Origin of the sequence: Lacinutrix venerupis, from assembly GCF_001971745.1 — a bacterium.
GTDB classification, from domain to species: domain Bacteria; phylum Bacteroidota; class Bacteroidia; order Flavobacteriales; family Flavobacteriaceae; genus Lacinutrix; species Lacinutrix venerupis.
In genome coordinates, this window is the sequence record NZ_CP019352.1 from 1,411,999 (window position 1) to 1,433,870 (window position 21,872).

Sequence of the window (21,872 nt, forward strand, 5' to 3'; positions counted from 1 at the left end):
AGCTATATAATATAAATTTATACTTTATCATAAACGCTTTAACTATTGTTATTTTACAAATGAATTGTAATATCTTGTTGTTAAAAATATGATATGTTAATTTAAGAATATGAGTAGCGCAGAAAAAGCATTAAAAGAACGAATAAAAGAACTCACGTGTCTTTACGAAGTGTCTTCTATTGTAGAAAATGCCAACATAGAACATATAGAAAGTACGCTAAAAGCAATTACTTATAGCCTTAAAAAAGGATTTCAATTTCCAAAAGAAACAGAAATAGAAATAATAACAAAAGCTAATACGGTTTCAACAAACAAAAGCACAGAAAATACAGTCATTATTAAGGCTAATATATCCATTTTTAATAAAGCTGAAGGGCAATTAATAGCACATTTAAATGCAAATAAATTTAAAAGAGAAGATTTTTTAGATGAAGAGCAACTTTTGCTTAACAATATTGCATTAAAAATAGGAAGTCTTCTAGAGCGATTAGAAATTATTAAAAATGAAGCTTCTCTAAAACGACAAATGGAGCGGGCAGATCGTTTAAGTATTTTAGGCGAGATTACCGCAGGAATTGCACACGAGTTAAATACACCTTTAGCTAATATTTTAGGTTTTGCCGAATTGTTAAAAGACGATTTAAAAGCTAGTAATAAAGCAATAGAAGATGTTAATAAAATTATACAAAACGCTATTTTTTCTAGAGAGGTTGTAAAAAAACTTATGTTTTTTGCCTGCGAGATGCCTCAGGAAATGAAACGTGTAAACGTAATTCCAAACATTAAAAATGCTATAAATTTATTAGATGCTACTTTTAGAAAAGAACAAGTTAAATACATTGTTAAAATAGAAGAAGAAGAGTTGTTTTTAAAAGCAGATCCTATTCAATTAACGCAAATTATATTTAATTTATTAATGAATGCTATTTATTTTTCGCCCAAAAATGGATTGGTAGTTGTTGAGGCTAAGAGCAAGCAAAATAACATTATTCTCAAAATTAAAGACGAAGGTAAAGGCTTTTTACCAGAAGATTTAGATAAAATATTTCAACCTTTTTTTACAACTAAACCAACAGGAGAAGGCTCTGGTTTAGGATTAAGCGTTGTACATGGAATAGTATCATCTCATAAAGGCATAATAAAAGCAGAAAATAACAAAAATAACGGTGCTACATTTACCGTAATACTTCCTAAAGAGTAAAAATTATGCAATTACAAAAAGAAAATATATTAATTGTGGATGATGATGTTAATATTCTAGAATTATTACAGCGCCACCTTCAATCTTGGAATTATCATGTTTTTAAAGCTATCTCTGTAAAAGAAGCAGTTGTAATTCTACGAGATACAAAGATAGATTTGTTAATAACCGATTTAAAGATGCCGGAATTAGATGGGTCTGAGTTAATAAAATTTGTATCAGAACATTATCCAAAACTTCCAAAATTAGTAGTTACAGGTTATCCATCGGTTCAAGATTCTTTGTCAGCAATTAAATCTGGAGTTGTAGATTATTTAACCAAACCATTTACAAAAAACGAATTAAAGCTTGCGTTAAATCGCTCCTTAAAAGCTACAGAAGACAAACAGTTAGAAAACAAAAAGCTTGATGTTAATAATAAAGCTTATGGAGAAATTATTGGTAATTCTGAAAAAATAAATAATGTTATTCAGGTAATAGAGCGTGTAAAAAATAATAAAGCAACCGTTTTTATAAAAGGAGAAAGTGGTACAGGAAAAGAATTGGTAGCAAGAGCAATCCATTATCAAGGTAAATTTTCTAGAGCACCTTTTGTAGCTGTAAATTGTGGAGCAATACCAGAAAACCTATTAGAAGCAGAGCTTTTTGGATACATAAAAGGTGCTTTTACAGGAGCCGAAACTAATAGAGAAGGTTTTTTTCAAGCGGCAAACGGCGGAACTATTTTTTTAGATGAAATTGGTAATGCTTCCTTAACTGTGCAATCTCGGTTATTACGTGTGTTGCAAGAAAAAGAAATAGTAAAAGTTGGTGCTACAAAAGCCGAAAAAATAGATGTTCGCATTATTGCAGCTACAAATAGTAATCTTCGCGATATGATTGTAAAAGAAACTTTTAGAGAAGATTTGTTTTATAGACTTACAGTTGTAGAAATTGAAATAGCGCCTTTAAGAGAAAGAAAAGAAGATATTGCTTTATTAGTAGATAAATTTCTGTTTAAATATGGTATTGAATATAAAGATAGATTTATAAAAATTACACCAGAAGCTTTATCGGTTTTAGAACGATATAATTGGCCTGGTAATATTAGAGAATTAGAAAACGTTATTCAGCGTGCTGTAATAATGTGCGATAAGCATATAGATATTACACATTTACCAGAACATTTAAAGTATGTTTTAAATTTTGATGAAAGTGAATTGCCAGCTTTAAAAGTAATAGAAAAACAATATATAGAAAAAGTATTAAGGCTTACAGAAAATAATAAAACTAAAGCAGCACAAATACTTGGAATAGATAGAAAAACAATTAGGAAAAAATTAGAAGAATAATTGTTGCTTTTCAGTTTAATATTTTTTCAAAATAAATCTTCACAAATAAATAATATTTATTTCACACCTAAAATAGTGGTACAATATTACTCAATTGGGACTTTTTGTACCGCTAAAATATTTTTTTAAAATATTAAATATTTTAGTTTTTTCTTTGTTTATAAGGATTTTGGTGTGTTGCTGTTTTTTAATTCTTCAATTGGCATACGCATTGCTTTTAAGCTTATAAATAACCTTATAAGTTTTAATTATGAAGCATTTTAATATTTGTCCTATTTGTATACATCAAAGCTATTGTGCATTAACAACGCAAAAAGATAAAGTATGGTCTTGCAGTGAGTTTGATGCAATCAAACCAAGCGACTCCATAATAAAAAGCAAACCACAAATAGAAAAGAAACTAGAGTTAATATAATTTTTAAAGTAATAAGTATTATGAATTTAAACACATTTATGTCATTATTTTCTAATAGGCATGTAGTAAATAAAAATTCTAGTTCTAGAGCAACTAGAAGCAGATATATCACAGAAAAATATAATGAGAGATCGATAGTAAATCGATATTTTAAATAAGAATAAAATATGACAACAATTACAGCAGATTTAAAAAAAGAAGTAAAAAAAGCACCTGTAAGAGGTATGATGGATAACGTTATGGAGCAGTTTAATAGTGCTGCAAACCATATAAATTTACATCCAAATATTAGAAAAATATTAAGCATAACAAACAATGAGATTCTTGTAAACTTCCCAGTAAAAATGGATAATGGAGATGTAGAAGTTTTTACAGGCTATAGAGTGCAACATAATAGTGCTTTAGGTCCATACAAAGGAGGTTTACGTTACCATCCAACTGTAGACATAGATGCTGCAAGAGCTTTAGCTATGTGGATGACCTGGAAAACATCGTTAGCAGGTTTGCCATACGGTGGAGGAAAAGGAGGTATTAAAATTGATCCTTCAAAATATTCAGAATCAGAATTAGAGCGTATTACAAGACGTTTTACCTATGCGTTAGCAGATAATATTGGGCCAGAACACGATATTCCAGCTCCAGATGTTAATACAAGTAGTCAAACTATGGCATGGATTGCAGATACGTATATGAGTACGCGTCCACCTGCAGAGCGGTCAGCAAATCAACACGTAGTTACTGGAAAACCAGATGGAAGCGGTGGATTAGAAGGTAGAGATAGAGCTACAGGTTATGGAGTGTATTTATCTATTAAATTTTGGGCGAAAAAGAATAATGTAAACTTAAAAGGTAAAAAATATATTGTTCAAGGATTTGGAAATGTAGGTTATTGGGCTTCTTATTTTTTAGAAAAAGATGGTGCATTATTAGTTGGAGTTCAAGATGCTTATGGAAGTATTAAAAGTGCTAATACAATAAAAGTAGAAGATCTTTTTAATTACGCTAAAGCTAATAAAGGAAGCATTGTAGGTTTTCCATATTCTGAGCCTGTAAGTAAAAACGATTTTTTTAGTTTGGATTGTGATATTTGTATTCCTGCGGCTTTAGGAAACCAAATAACAAGTGAAAATGCACCTTTTATTAAAGCAAAACTTATAGCAGAAGGAGCAAACGGTCCAACAAATGTTGAGGGAGAAAAGGTTTTACTAGAAAGAGGTATAGCTATTATTCCAGATATTTTATGTAATTCGGGAGGAGTAGTAGGTAGTTATTTCGAGTGGTTGCAAAATAGAAATGGTGAAATTTGGCAGTTAGACGAGGTAATGGCCAAGCTAGATAAAAAGATGCAAGAATCTTTTAATAAAGTTTACGATTATTCTAAAGAAGAAGGTATAGATATGCGTACAGCCGCTTTTTGTATAGCAATAAAACGTATTGAAAAGGCATACATACAAAGAGGTATTTTTCCTTGATTTATTAATTATAATAGTATTGTAATGAAGTACAAGACTTTAATTTTAGAGAAAAAAGAGTATGTATATTTAAAACGTATACTTAATATTTCGGGTTATGCTAATGATGATGTAGTAAGAAAATCATTATTAAAATTAACCGAAGAATTAAAAACAGCGAATATTCTGGATGAAGAGAAAATGCCTAAAGATGTAGTTCGATTTAATAGTGTTGTTACTTTAAAGTCAAACAAAGGATGGGAAAGAGTTTTAGAGGTTGTAATACCTCAAGATAAAGACCTATCATTAAATAAGATTTCTATTTTAACACCAATGGGAGCAGCGCTTTTTGGTTATTCAAAAGGAGATATTGTTGATTGGGATTTTCCGGGAGGAAAACAAAAACTAAAAATTGTAGATGTTACAATCTCAGAATCTTTAAAAGGATTAGATGTTGTAATTTAAAATAAACTTATTATGAAAACTAAAAACATTGAAATTTTCGATCATGATACAAACGTAGATGTCACACATAAAATAAACACTATGGAGTTAGACAATTGGTTAAATCATTTAGAATATATTAAAAAAGAACTTATAAATCTTATTAATATATGTAAAAACGAACTTAACGAAAAGTTTGATGATGATAGTGTAGTTGAACGTTTTGAAAAAAAAGAAATAGAAAACGAAACACTTTACAATGCACTTAAAAAGTATTCTAATTCCAGATCTAATATTGTGGAGTGTGAAGATACAGAATGTGATATGGTTTACATAACAGAGCACGAAAGCTATAGAAGAAGCTATTTATACCATTTAGATAAATATAGAAGATTAAAAGATGAGTTTTTTAATAAAGTTCAAGGCAATTTTACTTTAGTAAAAACTAATAAATAATAGACTAAGTAGATTAAGTTGGTAGGGTTAAATAAAATAGAGTCGCATAGAAGACTTTGTCTAAAAAAAGACTTAATCGAGTTGTCTTATTGGCATAATACTTTAGAGGCTTTTAATATTGAATTAGATTATTTAAGTATTATTGAAAAGCAATTGTTAAAAAATGTTTCTGTTTCTAACATAATAACCGCATTACGTAGAAAAAATGTTATGCTTATGGCTAGTTTATGTAAGTATGAGCAAGAGCTTCTTCAAGAAATCGAATACGGTAAAACAGAATACGATTTAAATAGGTTAAAAGTGCATGGACAGAAACAAGATAGTTATATTTCTTTAGTAGAAGATTTTTCTTTGTTTAAGAATCAATATTATACATTACTAAAAAAATTTAGAAGCAATTAATAGCGAATATTCTTTTAAAAATAAAAAATGTTGAATTAACCCAATTCAACATTTTTTTTAATCCTAAATTAGATCGATTAGCTTGTGTAAGCAACAACCATACAAAGTTGTATATTGCAATACAACTTTATGTCATGCTTGTAACACACAAAAAACATATTAAGCCTTTATTTTTGTTGGTTTTTGTATTGTTTTCTTTTCAATTAAACGCACAAGAAATACCACCAATAAATGTTTTTACACCACAACAATATAATGGTGAATATCAAAATTGGGCAATTTCTCAATCTTTAGATAAAACAATTTATGTAGCAAACGATGCTGGTCTTTTGGAGTATAACGGAGCTAAGTGGACAAGATATAACTCTCCAAATGAAACCATATTACGTTCTGTAAATGTGGTAGGTGATAAAATTTATACAGGCTGTTACATGGAATTTGGCTACTGGAAAAAAAACAGTTTTGGTACATTAGAATACACATCACTTTCTCAAAAAAAAGACTTTTCTGTAGTTGAGGATGAGCAATTTTGGCAAATTGTAAATCTTGATAAATGGATGATATTTAGATCGCTAAATCGAATTTATATTTATAATACTTTAGATGAAACTTTTAAAATAATAGAATCAAAATTTACAATTACTAAGTTGTTTAAAGTAGATAATACTATTTATTTTCAAGATATTAATAAGGGAATTTTTAAAATTATAAACGGAAAAAAATCTTTATTTATAGATAGTAAAATTATAAGAAATAATGCTATTGTAAATATATTTAACTACCAAGGAAATTTATTAGTTCAAACAGAAAACAACGGTGTTTATGCGTATAAAAACAATATATTAATACCATGGGAAAAGGAGATAAACAAATCTTTAGTTAATTATAGTGTATATAGCAGTATAAGGTTAAAAGATGGAGGTTTTGCCTTTGGTACTATTTCTAATGGAGTAATTATTTTAAATAAAAATGGAGATTTAGTTTATAAAATAAATCAAAACTTAGGTTTAAGTAATAATACAGTGTTGTCAGTATTCGAAGACTTAAATAGTAATTTATGGCTTGGTTTAGACAACGGTATTAATTGTATAAATAGTAAATCTCCAATAAAAATTTTTAACGACTTTAAAGGAGAACTTGGTTCTGTTTATACATCTGCAATTAAAAATGAAATTTTATATTTAGGTACAAATCAAGGACTTTTTTATAGAGATATTAATAATACTACAGAATCTTTTAAGTTTATTAATGGTACTCAAGGGCAAGTTTGGAATTTACAAATTATAGACAATCAATTATTTTGTGGGCATAATTCTGGGACCTATATTATTGATAAAAATAAAGCAAAAAAAATTTCTAATATACAAGGAACGTGGTCAATAAAGGAAATTGAAGGAGCGCCTAATTTACTAATGCAAGGAAATTATAGTGGACTATATATATTAGAAAAAATAAATAATAATTGGACTTTTAGAAATAAAATAGAAGGCTTCGATATTTCTTCTCGTTTTTTCGAAATAGTAAATAACACAACTATTTTTGTAAGTCATGAATATAAAGGTGTTTATGAAATTACTTGTAATTCAGCATTTACTAAAATTAAAACAGTAGAAACTAAAAATATTAGCAAAGGAGCACATTCAAGCTTAATTAAGTATAACAATAATTTAAATTATGTTTATAGAGAAGGATTCTATAAATACGATTTTGAAAAAGATAAGTTTGTAAAAGATACAATTATAAGTAGTTTTTTTCCATCAGATAATTACGTTTCCGGTAAATTAATACATAATAAAGAATCTAATTCTCTTTGGGGATTTACAAATACAGATGTTATATATATTAAACCAGGAAAATTATCTGCTAAACCAGAAGTAAAAAGAATAGCATTGCCAAAACGCCTTAGAAATAGTGTTACTAGTTATGAGAATGTAATTCATATAAAAGGTAATGAATATTTATTTGGTACTGCATCAGGTTATTTAATAATTGATACCGAAAAATTTAATAATGCTACTGGAAATGTTGCGCTTAATCAAATTATAAGTAGTAAAAATAATGGAGAAAGTACATCGTTAAGTCTAAATGAATTTGCAGATTTAAAACCAAATAGTAATAATATAGAGTTCTTATTTAGTTTTACACAATTTAATAAATTTAATGTTGTGGAATATCAGCATAAATTAGATGGTATTTATAATACTTGGAGTAATTGGTCTTCAACACCAAGTGTAAGATATAAAAATCTACCTTCAGGAGACTATACTTTTGTTGTAAGAGCAAGAGTAGGGGAAGATGTATCAAATAACGCTACTTATCAATTCTATATAAATAAGCCTTGGTATGCCTCTAATGTGGCAGTTATTGCATATGTGTTAAGCACGATTTTTATAATTCTTTTATTACATTATTTTTATAATAGGTATTACAAAAAGCAAAGAGAAAAAATATTAATTAAAGCACAACGAGATTTAGAACGTAAAGAATTAGAAAATAAGCAACAACAAATGCAATTTAAAAATCAACAGTTGCAACAAGATATAGAAAACAAAAATAGAGAGTTAGCTATTTCTACTATGAGTTTAATTAAAAAGAACGAATTTTTAAATAGTATTAAAGCAGAATTAAATAATAAGGAAACAGATGCTAATATTAAATCTGTTATTAAGATAATAGATAAAAACTTAAACAATACAGATGATTGGAAATTCTTTCAAGAAGCTTTTAATAATGCAGATAAAGACTTTCTACAAAAATTAAAAACAAAGCATAGTAGCTTAACTCCTAATGATCTTAAATTGTGTGCTTATCTTAGATTAAATCTGTCTTCCAAAGAAATAGCGCCATTACTTAATATATCGCCAAGAAGTGTAGAGGTTAAACGATATCGTTTGCGTAAAAAAATGAATTTACCTCATAAAACGAGTTTAGCAAACTACATCATAGAGTTGTAGTAACACAACATTATCAATTTTTACCTATACATTACCACAACATTTATTTTTTTTGTTGTTTTTTTTAACAGGTAAGTATGCTATTTTGATATTTCTTACACCTTATGGTTAAAGGTTTAGCACTGTTAATCTAATAATTTTAGGCTCTTTTTTTTGTGTTGTATATTTTTTGTTGCGGTTATTTTTAACAAATCTTTAATAAACAGTTTTAATTTTGAGGAAACAATAAATCTAACTTTATGAAAATAAAAATAACCTTATTATTAACCTTGTGCATAAGTTACTTTAACTACGCTCAAAATATTAATATTTCGGGTACCGTTACAGATGCTGTAGATGGAGGCCCAATTCCAGGTGTAAATATTATTGTTAAAGATTCTAATATAGGATCCTCTACAGATTTCGATGGTATTTACAACATCGAAAATGTACCAACAAATGCTATACTTCAATTCTCTTATGTAGGATATATAACTAAAGAAATTGCAGTTAATGGTCAAACATCAATTAATGTTTCATTGGAAGGAGATGTTGGAAAACTGGAAGAGGTTGTAATAATAGGATATGGGACTCAAAAGAAAAAAGAAGTAACAGGTGCTGTAGCTACAGTTTCGGCAGAAACAATAGAGGCGCTTAAGCCAACTCGTATAGAGCAAGCTTTACAAGGTCAAGTTGCAGGTGTAAATGTAACCTCTCAATCTGGTGCACCTGGTAGTGCTTCAGATATTAGAATTAGAGGAGTCTCAACTAATAAAGATAATAGACCTTTAATTTTGGTAGACGGAAACGTTATTGAAGATTTAAGTGTTATAAACCCAAATGATATTGCAAGCTATACAGTATTAAAAGATGCAACAGCAGGTATTTATGGTGTAAGAGCAGCAAATGGTGTTATTTTAATAACTACAAAAACAGGTAAAAAAAATAAACCAATGTCATTTAATTATGATGCTTATGTTGGTTTTCAAGAAACAACAAGAAAAATTCCTTTGCTAAATGCAACAGAATATGCTTTAATAAAAAATGAAGCAGCTGCTGCAAGTGGTAATAGTTTACCTTTCCCTAATACATATGGTTTAGGTAAAGGTACAGATTGGCAAGACGAAGTTTTTGAAACTGCTCCAATATTTAGCAATGCAATAACTGCAAGCGGAGGGACAGAAAAATCAACATACTCATTTGGTGCTTCTTTATTAACTCAAGATGGTATAGTGGGAGGTAGTAAAGCTAATTTTACACGATATAATTCTCGTATAAATTACGGTTTAGAAATTATAGAAAACCTTAATCTTAAAGCTAACCTTATATATACCGGTACAACCAGAAAAACATTGCCAGAAAGTGGTTTAGGTTCTGTATTGTTTAATGCTGTAAACTTTGCTCCAACCGATGCGCCAACAGATGAAAACGGAGCATTCACCTCTTCGGCAAATTATCCTATAGAGGTTGTAAATCCTTTAAAGCAAATTGAAAACACATTTAACAGAGCTAAAGTCGATAAAATAAGTGGTGTATTTGGTTTAAATTATAAATTCTTAGATGGTTTTTCTGCAGAAGTAAATTATCAATGGAATTATGCCGAAGTAAGAGAGCGTTATTTTTCTCCAATAGTAGAATATGGAAATAGTTCAGTTTTCGATAATGTTAGTGGCATTTCTTTAACCGAAAACTTAAATTACTTTAGAGATTATACTTTTGATGCCATTGTTAATTATGAAAAAAATATTAACGATAGTCATAATATTAAATTAACCTTAGGTAACTCTGTGTTTAAAACCTCAGGAAACTTTAATTCGCTAGTAGGAGAAAATCTTCCAGAAGGTACAGTTTTTGCTTCTGCAAACGTATTTGATGCTTTAGATGTAACAAATCCAAATTTAGGAAGAAGTACAGAGTTCGATTCTAGATTACTATCTTATTTTGGAAGATTGCAATATAATTACAAAGGCAAGTATCTATTTTCTGCAGTATTAAGAAGAGATGGTTCTTCAAAATTTGGCCCAGAAAATAAGTTTGGTTATTTCCCATCAGCTTCTGCTGGTTGGGTCGCTTCAGATGAAAGTTTTTTAGAAAACAGTAATACTATAAATTTCTTAAAATTTAGAGGGTCTTATGGTGTTTTAGGAAACGATAGAATAGATGAGTTTAAGTTTGTATCTACCCTTAATGGAGAAGGCGTTTATGTGTTTGATGACCAAATCATAACTGGTTCTGCTACTGGAGCAATTGCAAATCCAGAAGTAAAATGGGAAGAGCAAAAAGCTTTAGATATTGGTTTTGAAACAAGACTATTTAATAATAAAATAGATATTACTGCAGATTATTTTAAACGTAAAACAGAAAATTTACTTTTAGATATTCAAACATCATCAATTTTAGGTACCACAGCTCCAGCGGCTGGACCACCAACGGTTAATGCAGGTACTGTAGAAAATAAAGGTTTAGAATTTCAAATTAGTTATAAAGACAATCTATCCGATAATTTTAAATTTAATATCAGTTATAATTTTACAACCTTAAAAAATGAAGTTTTAGAAGTTAATAATGGAGCAGATTTCGTAGAGGGAGGTTCTTTTGGAATTGGTCAAGAGCCTCCTGCTAGAATGCAAGTAGGACAACCAATAGGTGTATTTTATGGATTACAAACAAATGGTGTTTTTCAAACACAGGCAGAGGTAGATGCGCATCCATCTCAGTTAGCTTTAGGTGCCAATGCACAACCTGGAGATTTAAGATATGTAGACCTTAATCAAGATGGTAAAATAGATATTGAAGATAGAACATTTATTGGAGATCCAATTCCAGATGTAACAATGGGATTAAACTTAACATTCGATTATAAAAATTTCGATTTTCAAACTTATTTCTTTGCTTCAATAGGAAATGATATAGTAAGAAATTACGATAGAAATAGTGCAAAAACAAATTTAACATCTTATGCTTTAGACAGGTGGACTGGTCCAGGTTCAACAAACTCTAATCCAAGAATTACAGAAGCAGCAACTACTAATTTTCTGTTTTCAGATTATTATGTAGAAGACGGCTCTTTTGTAAGAGCACAAAATATGCAGTTAGGTTATACATTCGATAAAGATAAGTTACAAAATATTGGTTTAAATAATATTAGGCTATATGTCTCTGTATCTAATGTGTTTACTTTAACAGAGTATAGTGGTTTCGATGCTACAGCGTCAAATGGAGCTCCCATAGGAAGTGGATTTGATCCAGGATTTTATCCAAATCCAAGAACATTTTTATTTGGTACTAACGTAAAATTTTAAATTATGAAAAATATAAAATATATAATTCTTTCATCTGTTGCATTATTTGCTACTATTTCTTGTAGTGATGATTTTGTAGATGTTGAACCTGCAAATCCAGCATCAGACAACTATTTTAATACAGAACAAGACTACCAAGATGCGTTAGTTGGAGCTTACGATTTGCTTCAAACTACTTATCAAAATGTTTTATTAGGCGAAATAGCATCAGATAATACTTTGTGTGGAGGAGAAAGTGCTACAGACGTGCCAGGTTTTCAGCAAATTGATGATATGATTCATACTTCAAGTAACTCACAATTACGTGCTATTTGGGGTTGGATGTTTGCAGGTGTCAATCGTGCAAATTTTATTCTTGAGTTTCAGGATAATATAGACTTCGACGGAAAAGAAAACATATTAGCGCAAGCAAGATTTTTAAGAGCATACTACTATTTTGAACTTGTAAAATGGTTTGGAGATGTGCCATTAGTTGTAGATAAACGTATTCTTTTTGGAGAACAAAACGATTTAGATAGAACTCCAAAAGAGGCTGTTTACGCTCAAATAGAGTTAGACTTAATTTATGCAATAGATAACTTACCATATACACAAACACAAGTTGGGAGAATTACAAAAGGTTCTGCCGAAGCACTATTAGGTAAAGCTTATTTATATCAAGACAAATTTGGTGCTGCAGCATTAGTTTTAGAAAATTTAATAGATAATGGGCCTCATGATTTAGTTACTGATTATACAACACTTTTCGAAAATGATAACGAAAATAATATAGAGTCTGTATTCGAGGTGCAATATACAGATCAAGAAGGTGCTGGTTTCGAATGTTTACAATGTAGTGAAGGTAATGTAGCAGTTGGTTTTAATGGTATTCGCAATTATAACGGGCCATTGTTCGATTCTGGTTTTAGTTTTAATGTTCCAACACAAGAAGCTGTAGACGAGTTTGAAAGCGATGACCCAAGATTTGAAACAGCAATATTAGATATTGAGGCTTGGGCAGCTTCAACAGGAGCAACTTTTGGTACAGGCTACGAGCATACAGGTTATTATAACAGAAAATATATAGCACGTAAAGGCGATAGTAATATTGGTGATCAAAACTTAACAAATCCAAATAATTATAGAGCAATCCGTTTTGCAGATGTATTACTAATGGCTGCAGAGGCTTTAAATAGAGGAAGTATTGCAGATGATAGAGCTCAAAATTACTTAAATAGAGTAAGACAACGTGCCTTTGGAGATATGAACCATGATGTAACAGTTTCTGGTACAGCTTTAACAGAAGCTATTTATCACGAACGTCGTGTAGAACTTGTAGGTGAAGGACATCGTTTTTTCGACTTGGTTAGAACTGGTCGAGCTGCTCAAGAAATTGATGGATTTATAGCCGGAAAACATGAGTTATTTCCAATACCACAAATAGAAATAGAATTAACTGGTAATCGTTGGGCGCAAAATCCAGGATATTAATAAAAATTAAAATGAGAAAAATCATGAAAAATTTAAAGTACATTTTTAGCTTATTTATTATTATCACAGCTTTTTTAGGTTGTGAACAAGAAGACGATTTACCGGATGTTAGCGCATTACCAGCACCATCTAATGTAGCTGCAGTTGTAACTATAGCTCAAGATAACTCTGGATTAGTAACTATAACACCAACAGGAGAAAATGTTGCTAGTTTTAGAGTAAATTATGGAGATGGATCTGGAACAGATTCAGGACTTTTAAATCCTGGAGAAAGTGCTCAAAACACTTACGAAGAAGGAGTTTATGAAATTGTTATTGCAGCAACTGGAATTAATGGAAAAACTACTACAATAGCGCAAACTATTGAAGTATCGTTTCAGGCACCAGAAAATTTGGTAGTCACTATCGAAAACGATGCAAATATTTCAAAACAAGTAAACGTTACTGCTTCTGCAGATTTTGCAATGTCTTATGAGGTGAATTTTGGAGATCCAGCGGGAACAATACTAATGTCTAATATAGACGAGACAACTTCTTTTGTTTATAACGATGCAGGAACTTATACAATAACAGTTACAGCATTTAGTGGTTCTGTAGATACAATTTCTTATTCAGAAGAATTTGAAGTAACAGAAATTTTAGCGCCGTTAGTAGCAGCACAAGCACCTCCAGCAAGAGCAGCAGAAGATGTAGTTTCGGTTTTTAGTGATGCCTATACAAATGTAACTTTAAACGAGCTGCCAACAGATTGGTCTTCTTCAGCTTTTGAAGCCATTACAATAGAAGGCGATAATGTATGGAAGTTATCTGGTTTAGATTTTATAGGAATGGTAACAAATTACGATAGTGGTATAGATCTTTCTTCTATGGAAAAAATGCATATCGATTATTGGGTACCATCAGGAATAACAAATGGTTTATCTGTTAAAATTGTAAATACAGTAGATGGAGGAGAAGCAGAACAACCTTTAGGAGATACTGTTGCAGGTTCATGGCAAAGTATAGAATTAGACATGACAGGTTTCGATAATGGAAACTTAGCAAACAAAAATAGTATTACACAATTATTAATAGACTCAGATGAAGTCGCTGCATTTGTATATATAGATAACTTCTACTTTTATAAAGAGCCAAGTGTTTCTTCTGTACCTTCAATACCAGTAGATTTTGAGTCAACAACAATAAATTATCAGTGGACAGGATTTGGAGATGCAAGTTTTGGTCCAATACCTGCAGAAGTAATAGCAAACCCAGATGCAACAGGAATAAATACAAGTGCTAACGTTTTAAAAATTGAAAAAACGCTAGGAGCTCAAGTTTGGGCAGGAGCATCTATGAGTTTAGATGGAGCTATAGATTTTACAGACGGTACAACAATTAATATGAAAGTTTGGTCGCCATCTGCAGGAGCAACTATAAGATTTAAGTTGGAAGATTCAATGTCAACTCCAGATGCAAATGGAAATCCAACCATTGTAGCAGAGATAGATGCTGTTACAACTGTAGCGAATGGTTGGGAAGTATTATCCTTTGATTTAACTACTTGGGCATCGTTTAATACTTTAGAGTCTTACGACACTATAGTTATTTTCCCAAATTTTGGAGCAGGAGGAAATGGAGAGACATTTTATTTCGATGATATCGTATTTGCTAATGCAGTAACTGCAAACCAAATACCAGTTTCTTTCGAAAACTCTAATATAGTTTACGAGTGGACGGGATTTGGAGATGTAAATTTTGGCCCAATACCAGCAGCTGTAATTGCAAATCCAGATGCAACAGGTATAAATACAAGTGCTAATGTTCTAGAAATACAAAAAACTACAGGCGCTCAAGTATGGGCTGGAGCATCAATGAATTTAGATGGAGCTGTAGATTTTACTAACGGAACAACAATTAATATGAAAGTTTGGTCTCCAGCAGCAGGCGAGACCATTCGTTTTAAATTAGAAGACTCGATGTCTACGCCAGATGCAAATGGTAATCCAACAGTTTTTGTAGAAATAGATGGTCTTACAACGGTTTCAAACTCTTGGGAAGTGATTTCTTTCGATTTAACAACCGGAGCTACTTTTAGTACATCAGAATCTTATGATAGAATAGTTATTTTTCCAAATTTTGGAGCTAATGGAAGTGGAAATAGTTACTATTTTGATGATGTAGAATTAACAAACTAAAATATAATTATGAAAAAATATAATAATTTTATTAATATAAGTTTACTAGCACTGTTTACAGTTTTCTTTATCGCGTGTCAAGATGAAGATCAAACTTTTGGAGAAATTTTAGCACCTACAAACATAGTAGTTGTTCCAGAAATTGCAGGGCAAGATAGTGCTAACCCAAATGGAGACGGAAGTGGAATGGTAACATTTACAGCCACAGCAGATAACGCATTAAGTTATAAGTACAGTTTTGGTGCAGCACAACAAAACGCACCATCTGGAGTAACTACTTTTACATTTTCAGATTTGGGTGTAAACACTTATACCGTAGTTGTAGTCGCTTATGGTGTTGGTGGAGTTTCAACAAGTACAACAATAGAGGTAGATGTTTTAGCAACTTATTCGCCACCAGCAGATTTATTAGCAACTTTAGTTGGAGATGGGTCAAAAACATGGAGAATAAAATCTGAACAAAATGCACATTTTGGACTTGGACCTGTAGGAGGTACGGTTCAAGCAGAATGGTACCAAGCTGGTCCAGAAGAAAAATCTGCAACCGGCATGTATGATGATCGTTATATTTTTAATGCAGATGGTACTTTTACTCATATTACTAATAGTACAAACGACGATCCAACAGTAGATGTAACGGGTACTGTTTTTGGAAGAGATCCACTAATAAATGAATTAGGACCACATAACGAAACACCAAACGGTGCCGATATAGAAAACTATCCTTATCAAGATTATTCAGAAAGTTGGGTGATAACTGCGCCAGGAGGAATAGAAACAATTAATTTAACAGGCTTAGGTTTTATTGGTTATTATACTGGAGGAAACCATAAATATGAATTATTCCAACGTACAGAGCAACCACCTAACGAATTAGTTTTAAGAACTACAGATGGTAATAACGAATTCGATTGGTGGTTTATTATTACATCTGAAGAAGAAGGAGCTTCTAACGATTTTCAATCAATTTACAATAACTTGGTATGGCAAGATGAATTTGATGTAAACGGAGCTCCGGATCCAGAAAAATGGACTTACGATTTGGGAACAGGAGATAATGGTTGGGGAAATCAAGAATTACAAACCTATACAAATAATCCTGAGAATATAATTATTGAGGATGGTATGCTTAAAATTACTGCAAAAGCAAATGGTTCTGGTTATACTTCAGCAAGAATTAAAACCGAAGGTCTTTATGAGTTTACATATGGTAGAATAGAGGCAAGAGCAAAATTACCAGCTACTGCAGGAACGTGGCCAGCTATGTGGATGTTAGGAGCAGATTATATAACAAATCCATGGCCTGCATGTGGCGAGATAGATTATATGGAGCATGTTGGTAACGATCTTAACACTATACACGGCACTTTACATTATCCAGGAATGTCGGCAGGTAATGCAGATGGTAATTCCACTACAGTGGATACAGCTACTTCAGAATTCCATGATTACTCTGTGGAATGGACACCAGATGTAATTAAAATATTGGTGGATGGAGAAGTATACCATACAGTAATTAATTCTGATTCATTACCATTTAATAGTAATTTCTTTTTAATTCTAAATATGGCAATAGGAGGCACTTTTGGAGGAGATGTAGATCCAGCGTTTACAGAAGAAACTTTAGAAATTGAATATATAAGAGTTTATCAATAATAGAATATGAAAAGAGTTAGTATAACAATATTGTTATGTTTTTTAGTAATATTTTCATGTAAAAATGAAAGTAGTAGTACAGATAAATATTTGGCTGTAAATTCTTCAAATGAAACATCTAATGTTTCCTCTATAGAAAAGAAAGTTGCGGATTTATTATCAAAAATGACTTTAGAGGAAAAGATAGGGCAGATGAACCAGTATAATGGATTTTGGGATTTAACTGGTCCAGCACCAGAAGCCGGAAATGCAGCGAAAAAATACGATCATTTACGTAAAGGTTATGTAGGCTCTATGCTTAATGTAAGAGGAGTTGAAGATGTTAGAAAAGTACAAAAAATAGCCGTAGAAGAATCAAGATTAGGAATACCATTAATAATTGGTTTCGATGTTATTCATGGTTATAAAACACTATCACCAATTCCACTTGCAGAATCTGCAAGTTGGGATTTAGAAGCAATAAAGGTTTCTGCAGAAATGGCTGCTTTAGAAGCTTCTGCAGCTGGTATTAATTGGACTTTTGCTCCAATGGTGGATATTTCTAGAGATGCACGTTGGGGACGTGTAATGGAAGGTGCAGGTGAAGATACTTACTTAGGTTCTAAAATTGCAGTAGCAAGAGTAAAAGGTTTCCAAGGAGAAGATTTATCTATAAGTAGCACTATTGCAGCTTGTGCTAAACATTTTGCAGCCTATGGTTTTGCAGAAGCCGGTAGAGATTATAACACTGCAGATATTGGTACTTCTACATTAAATAATGTTGTATTACCTCCATTTAAAGCTGCTAAAGACGCAGGAGTAAGAACATTTATGAATTCGTTTAACGAACTTAATGGTGTACCTGCTACTGGAGATAAATATCTTCAAAGAGATATTTTAAAAGATAAGTGGGAGTTTGATGGTTTTGTGGTTTCAGATTGGGGATCTATAACAGAGATGATTGCTCACGGCTTTGCAAAAGATGGAAATCATGCTGCAGAAATTGCTGCAAATGCTGGTTCAGATATGGATATGGAATCTTATTTGTATGTTAATGAATTAGCAAAATTAGTAAAAGATGGAAAAGTAAAAGAGTCTGTTATTGATGATGCAGCTAGACGAATTTTAAGAGTAAAGTTTGAACTAGGATTATTTGATGATCCTTATAAATATTTAGATGAAGCTCGTGAAAAAGAAGTAACAGGAAGTAAAAAACTTCATGATGCTGCTTTAGATATGGCTAAAAAATCTATTGTTTTACTTAAAAATGAAAATAATGTATTACCTCTAAAAAAAGAAGGTAAAAATATTGCAGTTATAGGTGCGTTAGCTTCAGATAAAACGAGTCCTTTAGGAAGTTGGAGAATTGCAGCTGAAGATAATAGTGCAGTTTCGGTATTAGAAGGTCTTTCGGCTTATAAAGGTAATACAATAACGTATGCAAAAGGAGCAGATGTAGTTGTTGGAGAGCCTAATTTTATTACAGAGATTAAGATTAATTCAACTAATAAAAGCGAATTTGGAAAAGCAATTGCTACAGCAAAAAGTGCCGATGTTGTAATTATGGTATTAGGAGAGCATGGTTTCCAGAGTGGAGAAGGACGTAGTAGAACAGATTTAGGGTTACCAGGAGTGCAACAAGAATTGCTAGAAGCCGTTTTTAAAGTAAATAAAAATATAGTATTGGTTTTAAATAACGGTAGACCATTAGCAATTAACTGGGCTCATGAAAATATACCAGCTATTTTAGAGGCATGGCAATTAGGTACACAAAGTGGGAATGCTATTGCGCAAGTACTTTATGGAGACTACAATCCGAGTGGGAAATTGCCAATGAGTTTTCCAAGACATGTTGGCCAAGTACCATTATACTATAACTATAAAAATACAGGAAGACCTAGTTTACCAGGACCAGATGTTGTGTTTTGGTCTCATTACCAAGATGAAAAAAATGATCCGTTATATGTTTTTGGGCATGGGTTAAGCTATACAACTTTTGAGTATAACAATCTTAAAGTTAAAAATTTATACAAAAATTCTAAAAATGTTACTGTAAGTGTAACGGTAACAAATACAGGAAAATATAAAGGAAAGGAAGTTGCTCAACTTTACTTAAAAGATGAGTATGCTAGTGTTACTAGACCAGTACGAGAATTAAAAGGATTTGAATTAGTCGAGTTGAATCCTAGTGAATCTAAAGAGATAGAGTTTACGCTTTCAGAGAAAGAGCTAGGATTTTTTAATAACCAAAACCAATTTGTTGTTGAGCCAGGAAACTTTAAAGTTTTTGTAGGCGGAAGCTCTAAAGCACAACTTGAAGCTAACTTTAAATTATAATGATTTAAAAAAAGTAATTAAAAATCGAAGATTGATAGCTTTTTTAATTAGTAAGTGTGTTTATTAAAAATAAACACACTTTTTTTATTTTTCAATTGTAAAAGAAAAAATACTTCCTAAACCTTCTGTAGAATTAACAGAGATACTACCTCCTTGATGCTCGACTAGCTTTTTAACAGAAGCTAAACCGATTCCAGTACCTAAATTTCCATGCTTATCTTTAACCTTAAGAGTGGTAAATAAATCGAAAATAGAAGTTAATTGATTGTTAGGTATGCCTTTACCATTATCTTTTACACTAAAATTATAATATTTTTCAGATTCGCTAAACTCTACAAATATTTCTGTTGGATTTTTATCTCCATATTTTACTGCATTAGTCAATAAATTAACAAAAATTTGAAGTATTACAGATTTGTTTACTATAATCTCCTTATCTGATTGAGTAGATTTTAATATTACATCACGTTCTGGAATAGCAATTTTAGTAGCTTTTGTAATTAAATCGTTAAAAGTTGTTGTTTCTTTATTGAGTTCTAATAAATCATCATTCTTATAATAAATTAATAAACCATCTATGTAATCTTTTAAAGCTGTAGATGAACTTTTTAGATAGTTTAAATATGTTTTAGAGTCATCATTAAGTTTGCCTTTATTTTCGTCCTCCAAGAGCTCTGTTAAAGCTATAATATTTGTTATTGGTGATTTTAAATCATGAGAAACTATTGAGGCAAATTTATTAAGTTCTTGATTACGTTTCTCTAATCTTTTTTTTATGTCTTCTAATGCCTTGTTTTGTAAGCGTTGCTCAAAAAGATTAACTACATGTTTAGACATGGAAATTAAAGCTTTTTTTTGCGTTTTATTTAATTGCCTTGGTTCATGATCGTAAACACATAAAGTGCCTAATTTATAACCTTGCGGATTTATTAACGGTACACCTGCATAAAAAATGGCTTTATGTTCTTCTACCAAAGGATTGTTTATAAATCTTTCATCTTCTCTAGCGTCTTCAACAACCATAATTTTTTCTTTTTGATTTATAGCATGCCCGCAAAAAGAAATATTTCTAGGAGATTCTGAAATAGGAAAACCACAATTAGATTTAATATAATTTCTATCGTTATCTAAAAGTGTTATAAGTGAGATTGGAGCTTTTGTTATATACGACACTATTTCGGTAATATTGTCGTAGCTTTCTTCTGGTAAAGTATCTAAAATGGAATAGCTTTCAACTGCTTTTTGTCTCTCGTACTCATTTTTAGGTGTTAATGGTTCAATCATAAGTAGGTTTTAATGTAGGTGGTTGAATTTTGATAATGAAACTTAGTTTCATTAATGCAACTACGTAAATATTAACATTATAGTTTTAAAAAATAATATAATTATTTACTTTCCTTAATTGTTATACTATTTCTTGTAAACTAAATTTTAAAATTCTTTCACCTATTTTCAATTAGATTGTTTAAACATGGTAAGAGAGCGTAAAGCAAATATATTAATAAATCTTATTTAATTTATAGTATAAATAGATGCTATTAAATATATAATTTTTAAACTATAAAAGATGAATTTTAAGGCTTGCAATAATCTATTTTTTTATTAAGTATTAAAACTTAAGGCTTAAATTTGTTTTTTAATCTTGTAAATTACAATTATGGAAAAAGATTTAGGTAATTATAGAAAGTCTTACGAAAAAAATGAATTACTTCTTAAAGACACACCAGAAAATCCTATTGAGTTATTTAGAATTTGGTTTAACGAGGTTGATGCTCATTTTCCAGAAGATGAAACTAATGCAATGACACTTTCTACTATAGGAAGCAATGGTTTTCCTAAAAATAGGGTTGTGCTACTTAAAAAATATACTCACGAAGGTTTTATTTTTTATACAAACTATAATAGTGAAAAAGGCCAGGCTATAAATAAAAATCCCAAAATATGTTTGTCTTTTTTTTGGGCTGGTGCCGAAAGACAAATAATAATTAAAGGTAAAGCTGAAAAAATTGCAGAAAACTTAAGCGACGGTTATTTTGAGTCTCGACCTAGAGGAAGTCAATTAGGAGCTATTGTTTCTAACCAAAGTAGCGTTATTAAAGATAGAGATGTTTTAGAATCTAATTTAAAAGAACTTGAAAAAATTTACGAAGGCAAAGAGATACCAAGACCAAAGTTTTGGGGAGGTTATATTGTTAAGCCAATAGAATTTGAATTTTGGCAAGGTAGGCCCAATAGGTTGCATGATCGTATACATTATAAGCTTGAAAAGAATTTTTCATGGGTAAAAACAAGATTGTCGCCTTGATGCACGTTTAAGT

14 protein-coding genes are annotated in these 21,872 nt (G+C 30.7%); 13 read left to right on the top strand and 1 reads right to left on the bottom strand.

Annotated elements, in window-relative coordinates; translation table 11 throughout:
* Nucleotides 1-109: 109 nt before the first annotated feature.
* The 12 genes from BWR22_RS06400 to bglX all read left to right on the top strand — a co-directional run bounded on the left by BWR22_RS06400 (nucleotide 110) and on the right by bglX (nucleotide 19,554).
* Entirely contained in the window at nucleotides 110-1,201 is a 1,092-nt protein-coding gene (locus BWR22_RS06400; protein ID WP_076732751.1) for a sensor histidine kinase, read from the top strand.
* A gap of 5 nt (nucleotides 1,202-1,206) precedes the next feature.
* A complete protein-coding gene (locus BWR22_RS06405; protein ID WP_076732752.1) occupies nucleotides 1,207-2,532 on the top strand; it encodes a sigma-54-dependent transcriptional regulator in 1,326 nt (441 codons plus the stop codon).
* A 582-nt stretch (nucleotides 2,533-3,114) separates the two neighbouring features.
* Nucleotides 3,115-4,419, top strand: a complete 1,305-nt coding sequence (locus tag BWR22_RS06410; RefSeq protein ID WP_076732753.1) for a Glu/Leu/Phe/Val family dehydrogenase — start codon at nucleotides 3,115-3,117, stop codon at nucleotides 4,417-4,419.
* A 24-nt stretch (nucleotides 4,420-4,443) separates the two neighbouring features.
* Nucleotides 4,444-4,863 carry a GreA/GreB family elongation factor gene (locus BWR22_RS06415; RefSeq protein WP_076732755.1) on the top strand — a complete coding sequence of 140 codons (420 nt, stop codon included), beginning with the start codon at nucleotides 4,444-4,446 and terminating at the stop codon, nucleotides 4,861-4,863.
* Nucleotides 4,864-4,875: 12 nt separating this feature from the next.
* A complete protein-coding gene (locus BWR22_RS06420) occupies nucleotides 4,876-5,298 on the top strand; it encodes a hypothetical protein (RefSeq protein WP_076732757.1) in 423 nt (140 codons plus the stop codon).
* An 18-nt stretch (nucleotides 5,299-5,316) separates the two neighbouring features.
* Nucleotides 5,317-5,700, top strand: coding sequence for a hypothetical protein (locus tag BWR22_RS06425; RefSeq protein ID WP_083678234.1), 384 nt, complete (start codon nucleotides 5,317-5,319; stop codon nucleotides 5,698-5,700).
* 134 nt (nucleotides 5,701-5,834) lie between these two features.
* Complete coding sequence (locus BWR22_RS06430; RefSeq protein ID WP_076732760.1) at nucleotides 5,835-8,654, top strand: helix-turn-helix and ligand-binding sensor domain-containing protein; 2,820 nt, start codon at nucleotides 5,835-5,837, stop codon at nucleotides 8,652-8,654.
* 239 nt (nucleotides 8,655-8,893) lie between these two features.
* Nucleotides 8,894-11,935: a SusC/RagA family TonB-linked outer membrane protein gene (locus BWR22_RS06435; protein WP_076732762.1), complete on the top strand. Its 3,042-nt coding sequence runs from the start codon at nucleotides 8,894-8,896 to the stop codon at nucleotides 11,933-11,935.
* Nucleotides 11,936-11,938: 3 nt separating this feature from the next.
* Complete coding sequence (locus tag BWR22_RS06440) at nucleotides 11,939-13,405, top strand: RagB/SusD family nutrient uptake outer membrane protein (RefSeq protein ID WP_076732764.1); 1,467 nt, start codon at nucleotides 11,939-11,941, stop codon at nucleotides 13,403-13,405.
* A 23-nt stretch (nucleotides 13,406-13,428) separates the two neighbouring features.
* A complete protein-coding gene (locus BWR22_RS06445; RefSeq protein WP_076732766.1) occupies nucleotides 13,429-15,582 on the top strand; it encodes a PKD domain-containing protein in 2,154 nt (717 codons plus the stop codon).
* A gap of 9 nt (nucleotides 15,583-15,591) precedes the next feature.
* Nucleotides 15,592-17,238, top strand: coding sequence for a glycoside hydrolase family 16 protein (locus BWR22_RS06450; RefSeq protein ID WP_076732768.1), 1,647 nt, complete (start codon nucleotides 15,592-15,594; stop codon nucleotides 17,236-17,238).
* Nucleotides 17,239-17,244: 6 nt separating this feature from the next.
* Nucleotides 17,245-19,554 carry a beta-glucosidase BglX gene (bglX, locus tag BWR22_RS06455; RefSeq protein WP_076732769.1) on the top strand — a complete coding sequence of 770 codons (2,310 nt, stop codon included), beginning with the start codon at nucleotides 17,245-17,247 and terminating at the stop codon, nucleotides 19,552-19,554.
* A gap of 84 nt (nucleotides 19,555-19,638) precedes the next feature.
* On the opposite strand, the gene BWR22_RS06460 is transcribed toward bglX, so the two are convergent.
* On the bottom strand, nucleotides 19,639-20,838 hold the full coding sequence (locus tag BWR22_RS06460; RefSeq protein ID WP_076732770.1) for a GAF domain-containing sensor histidine kinase: 1,200 nt from the start codon (nucleotides 20,836-20,838) through the stop codon (nucleotides 19,639-19,641).
* Between the two features lie 373 nt (nucleotides 20,839-21,211).
* On the opposite strand from BWR22_RS06460, the gene pdxH reads away from it, so the two are divergent.
* Entirely contained in the window at nucleotides 21,212-21,859 is a 648-nt protein-coding gene (gene pdxH, locus BWR22_RS06465; protein ID WP_076732771.1) for a pyridoxamine 5'-phosphate oxidase, read from the top strand.
* Nucleotides 21,860-21,872 lie beyond the last annotated feature (13 nt).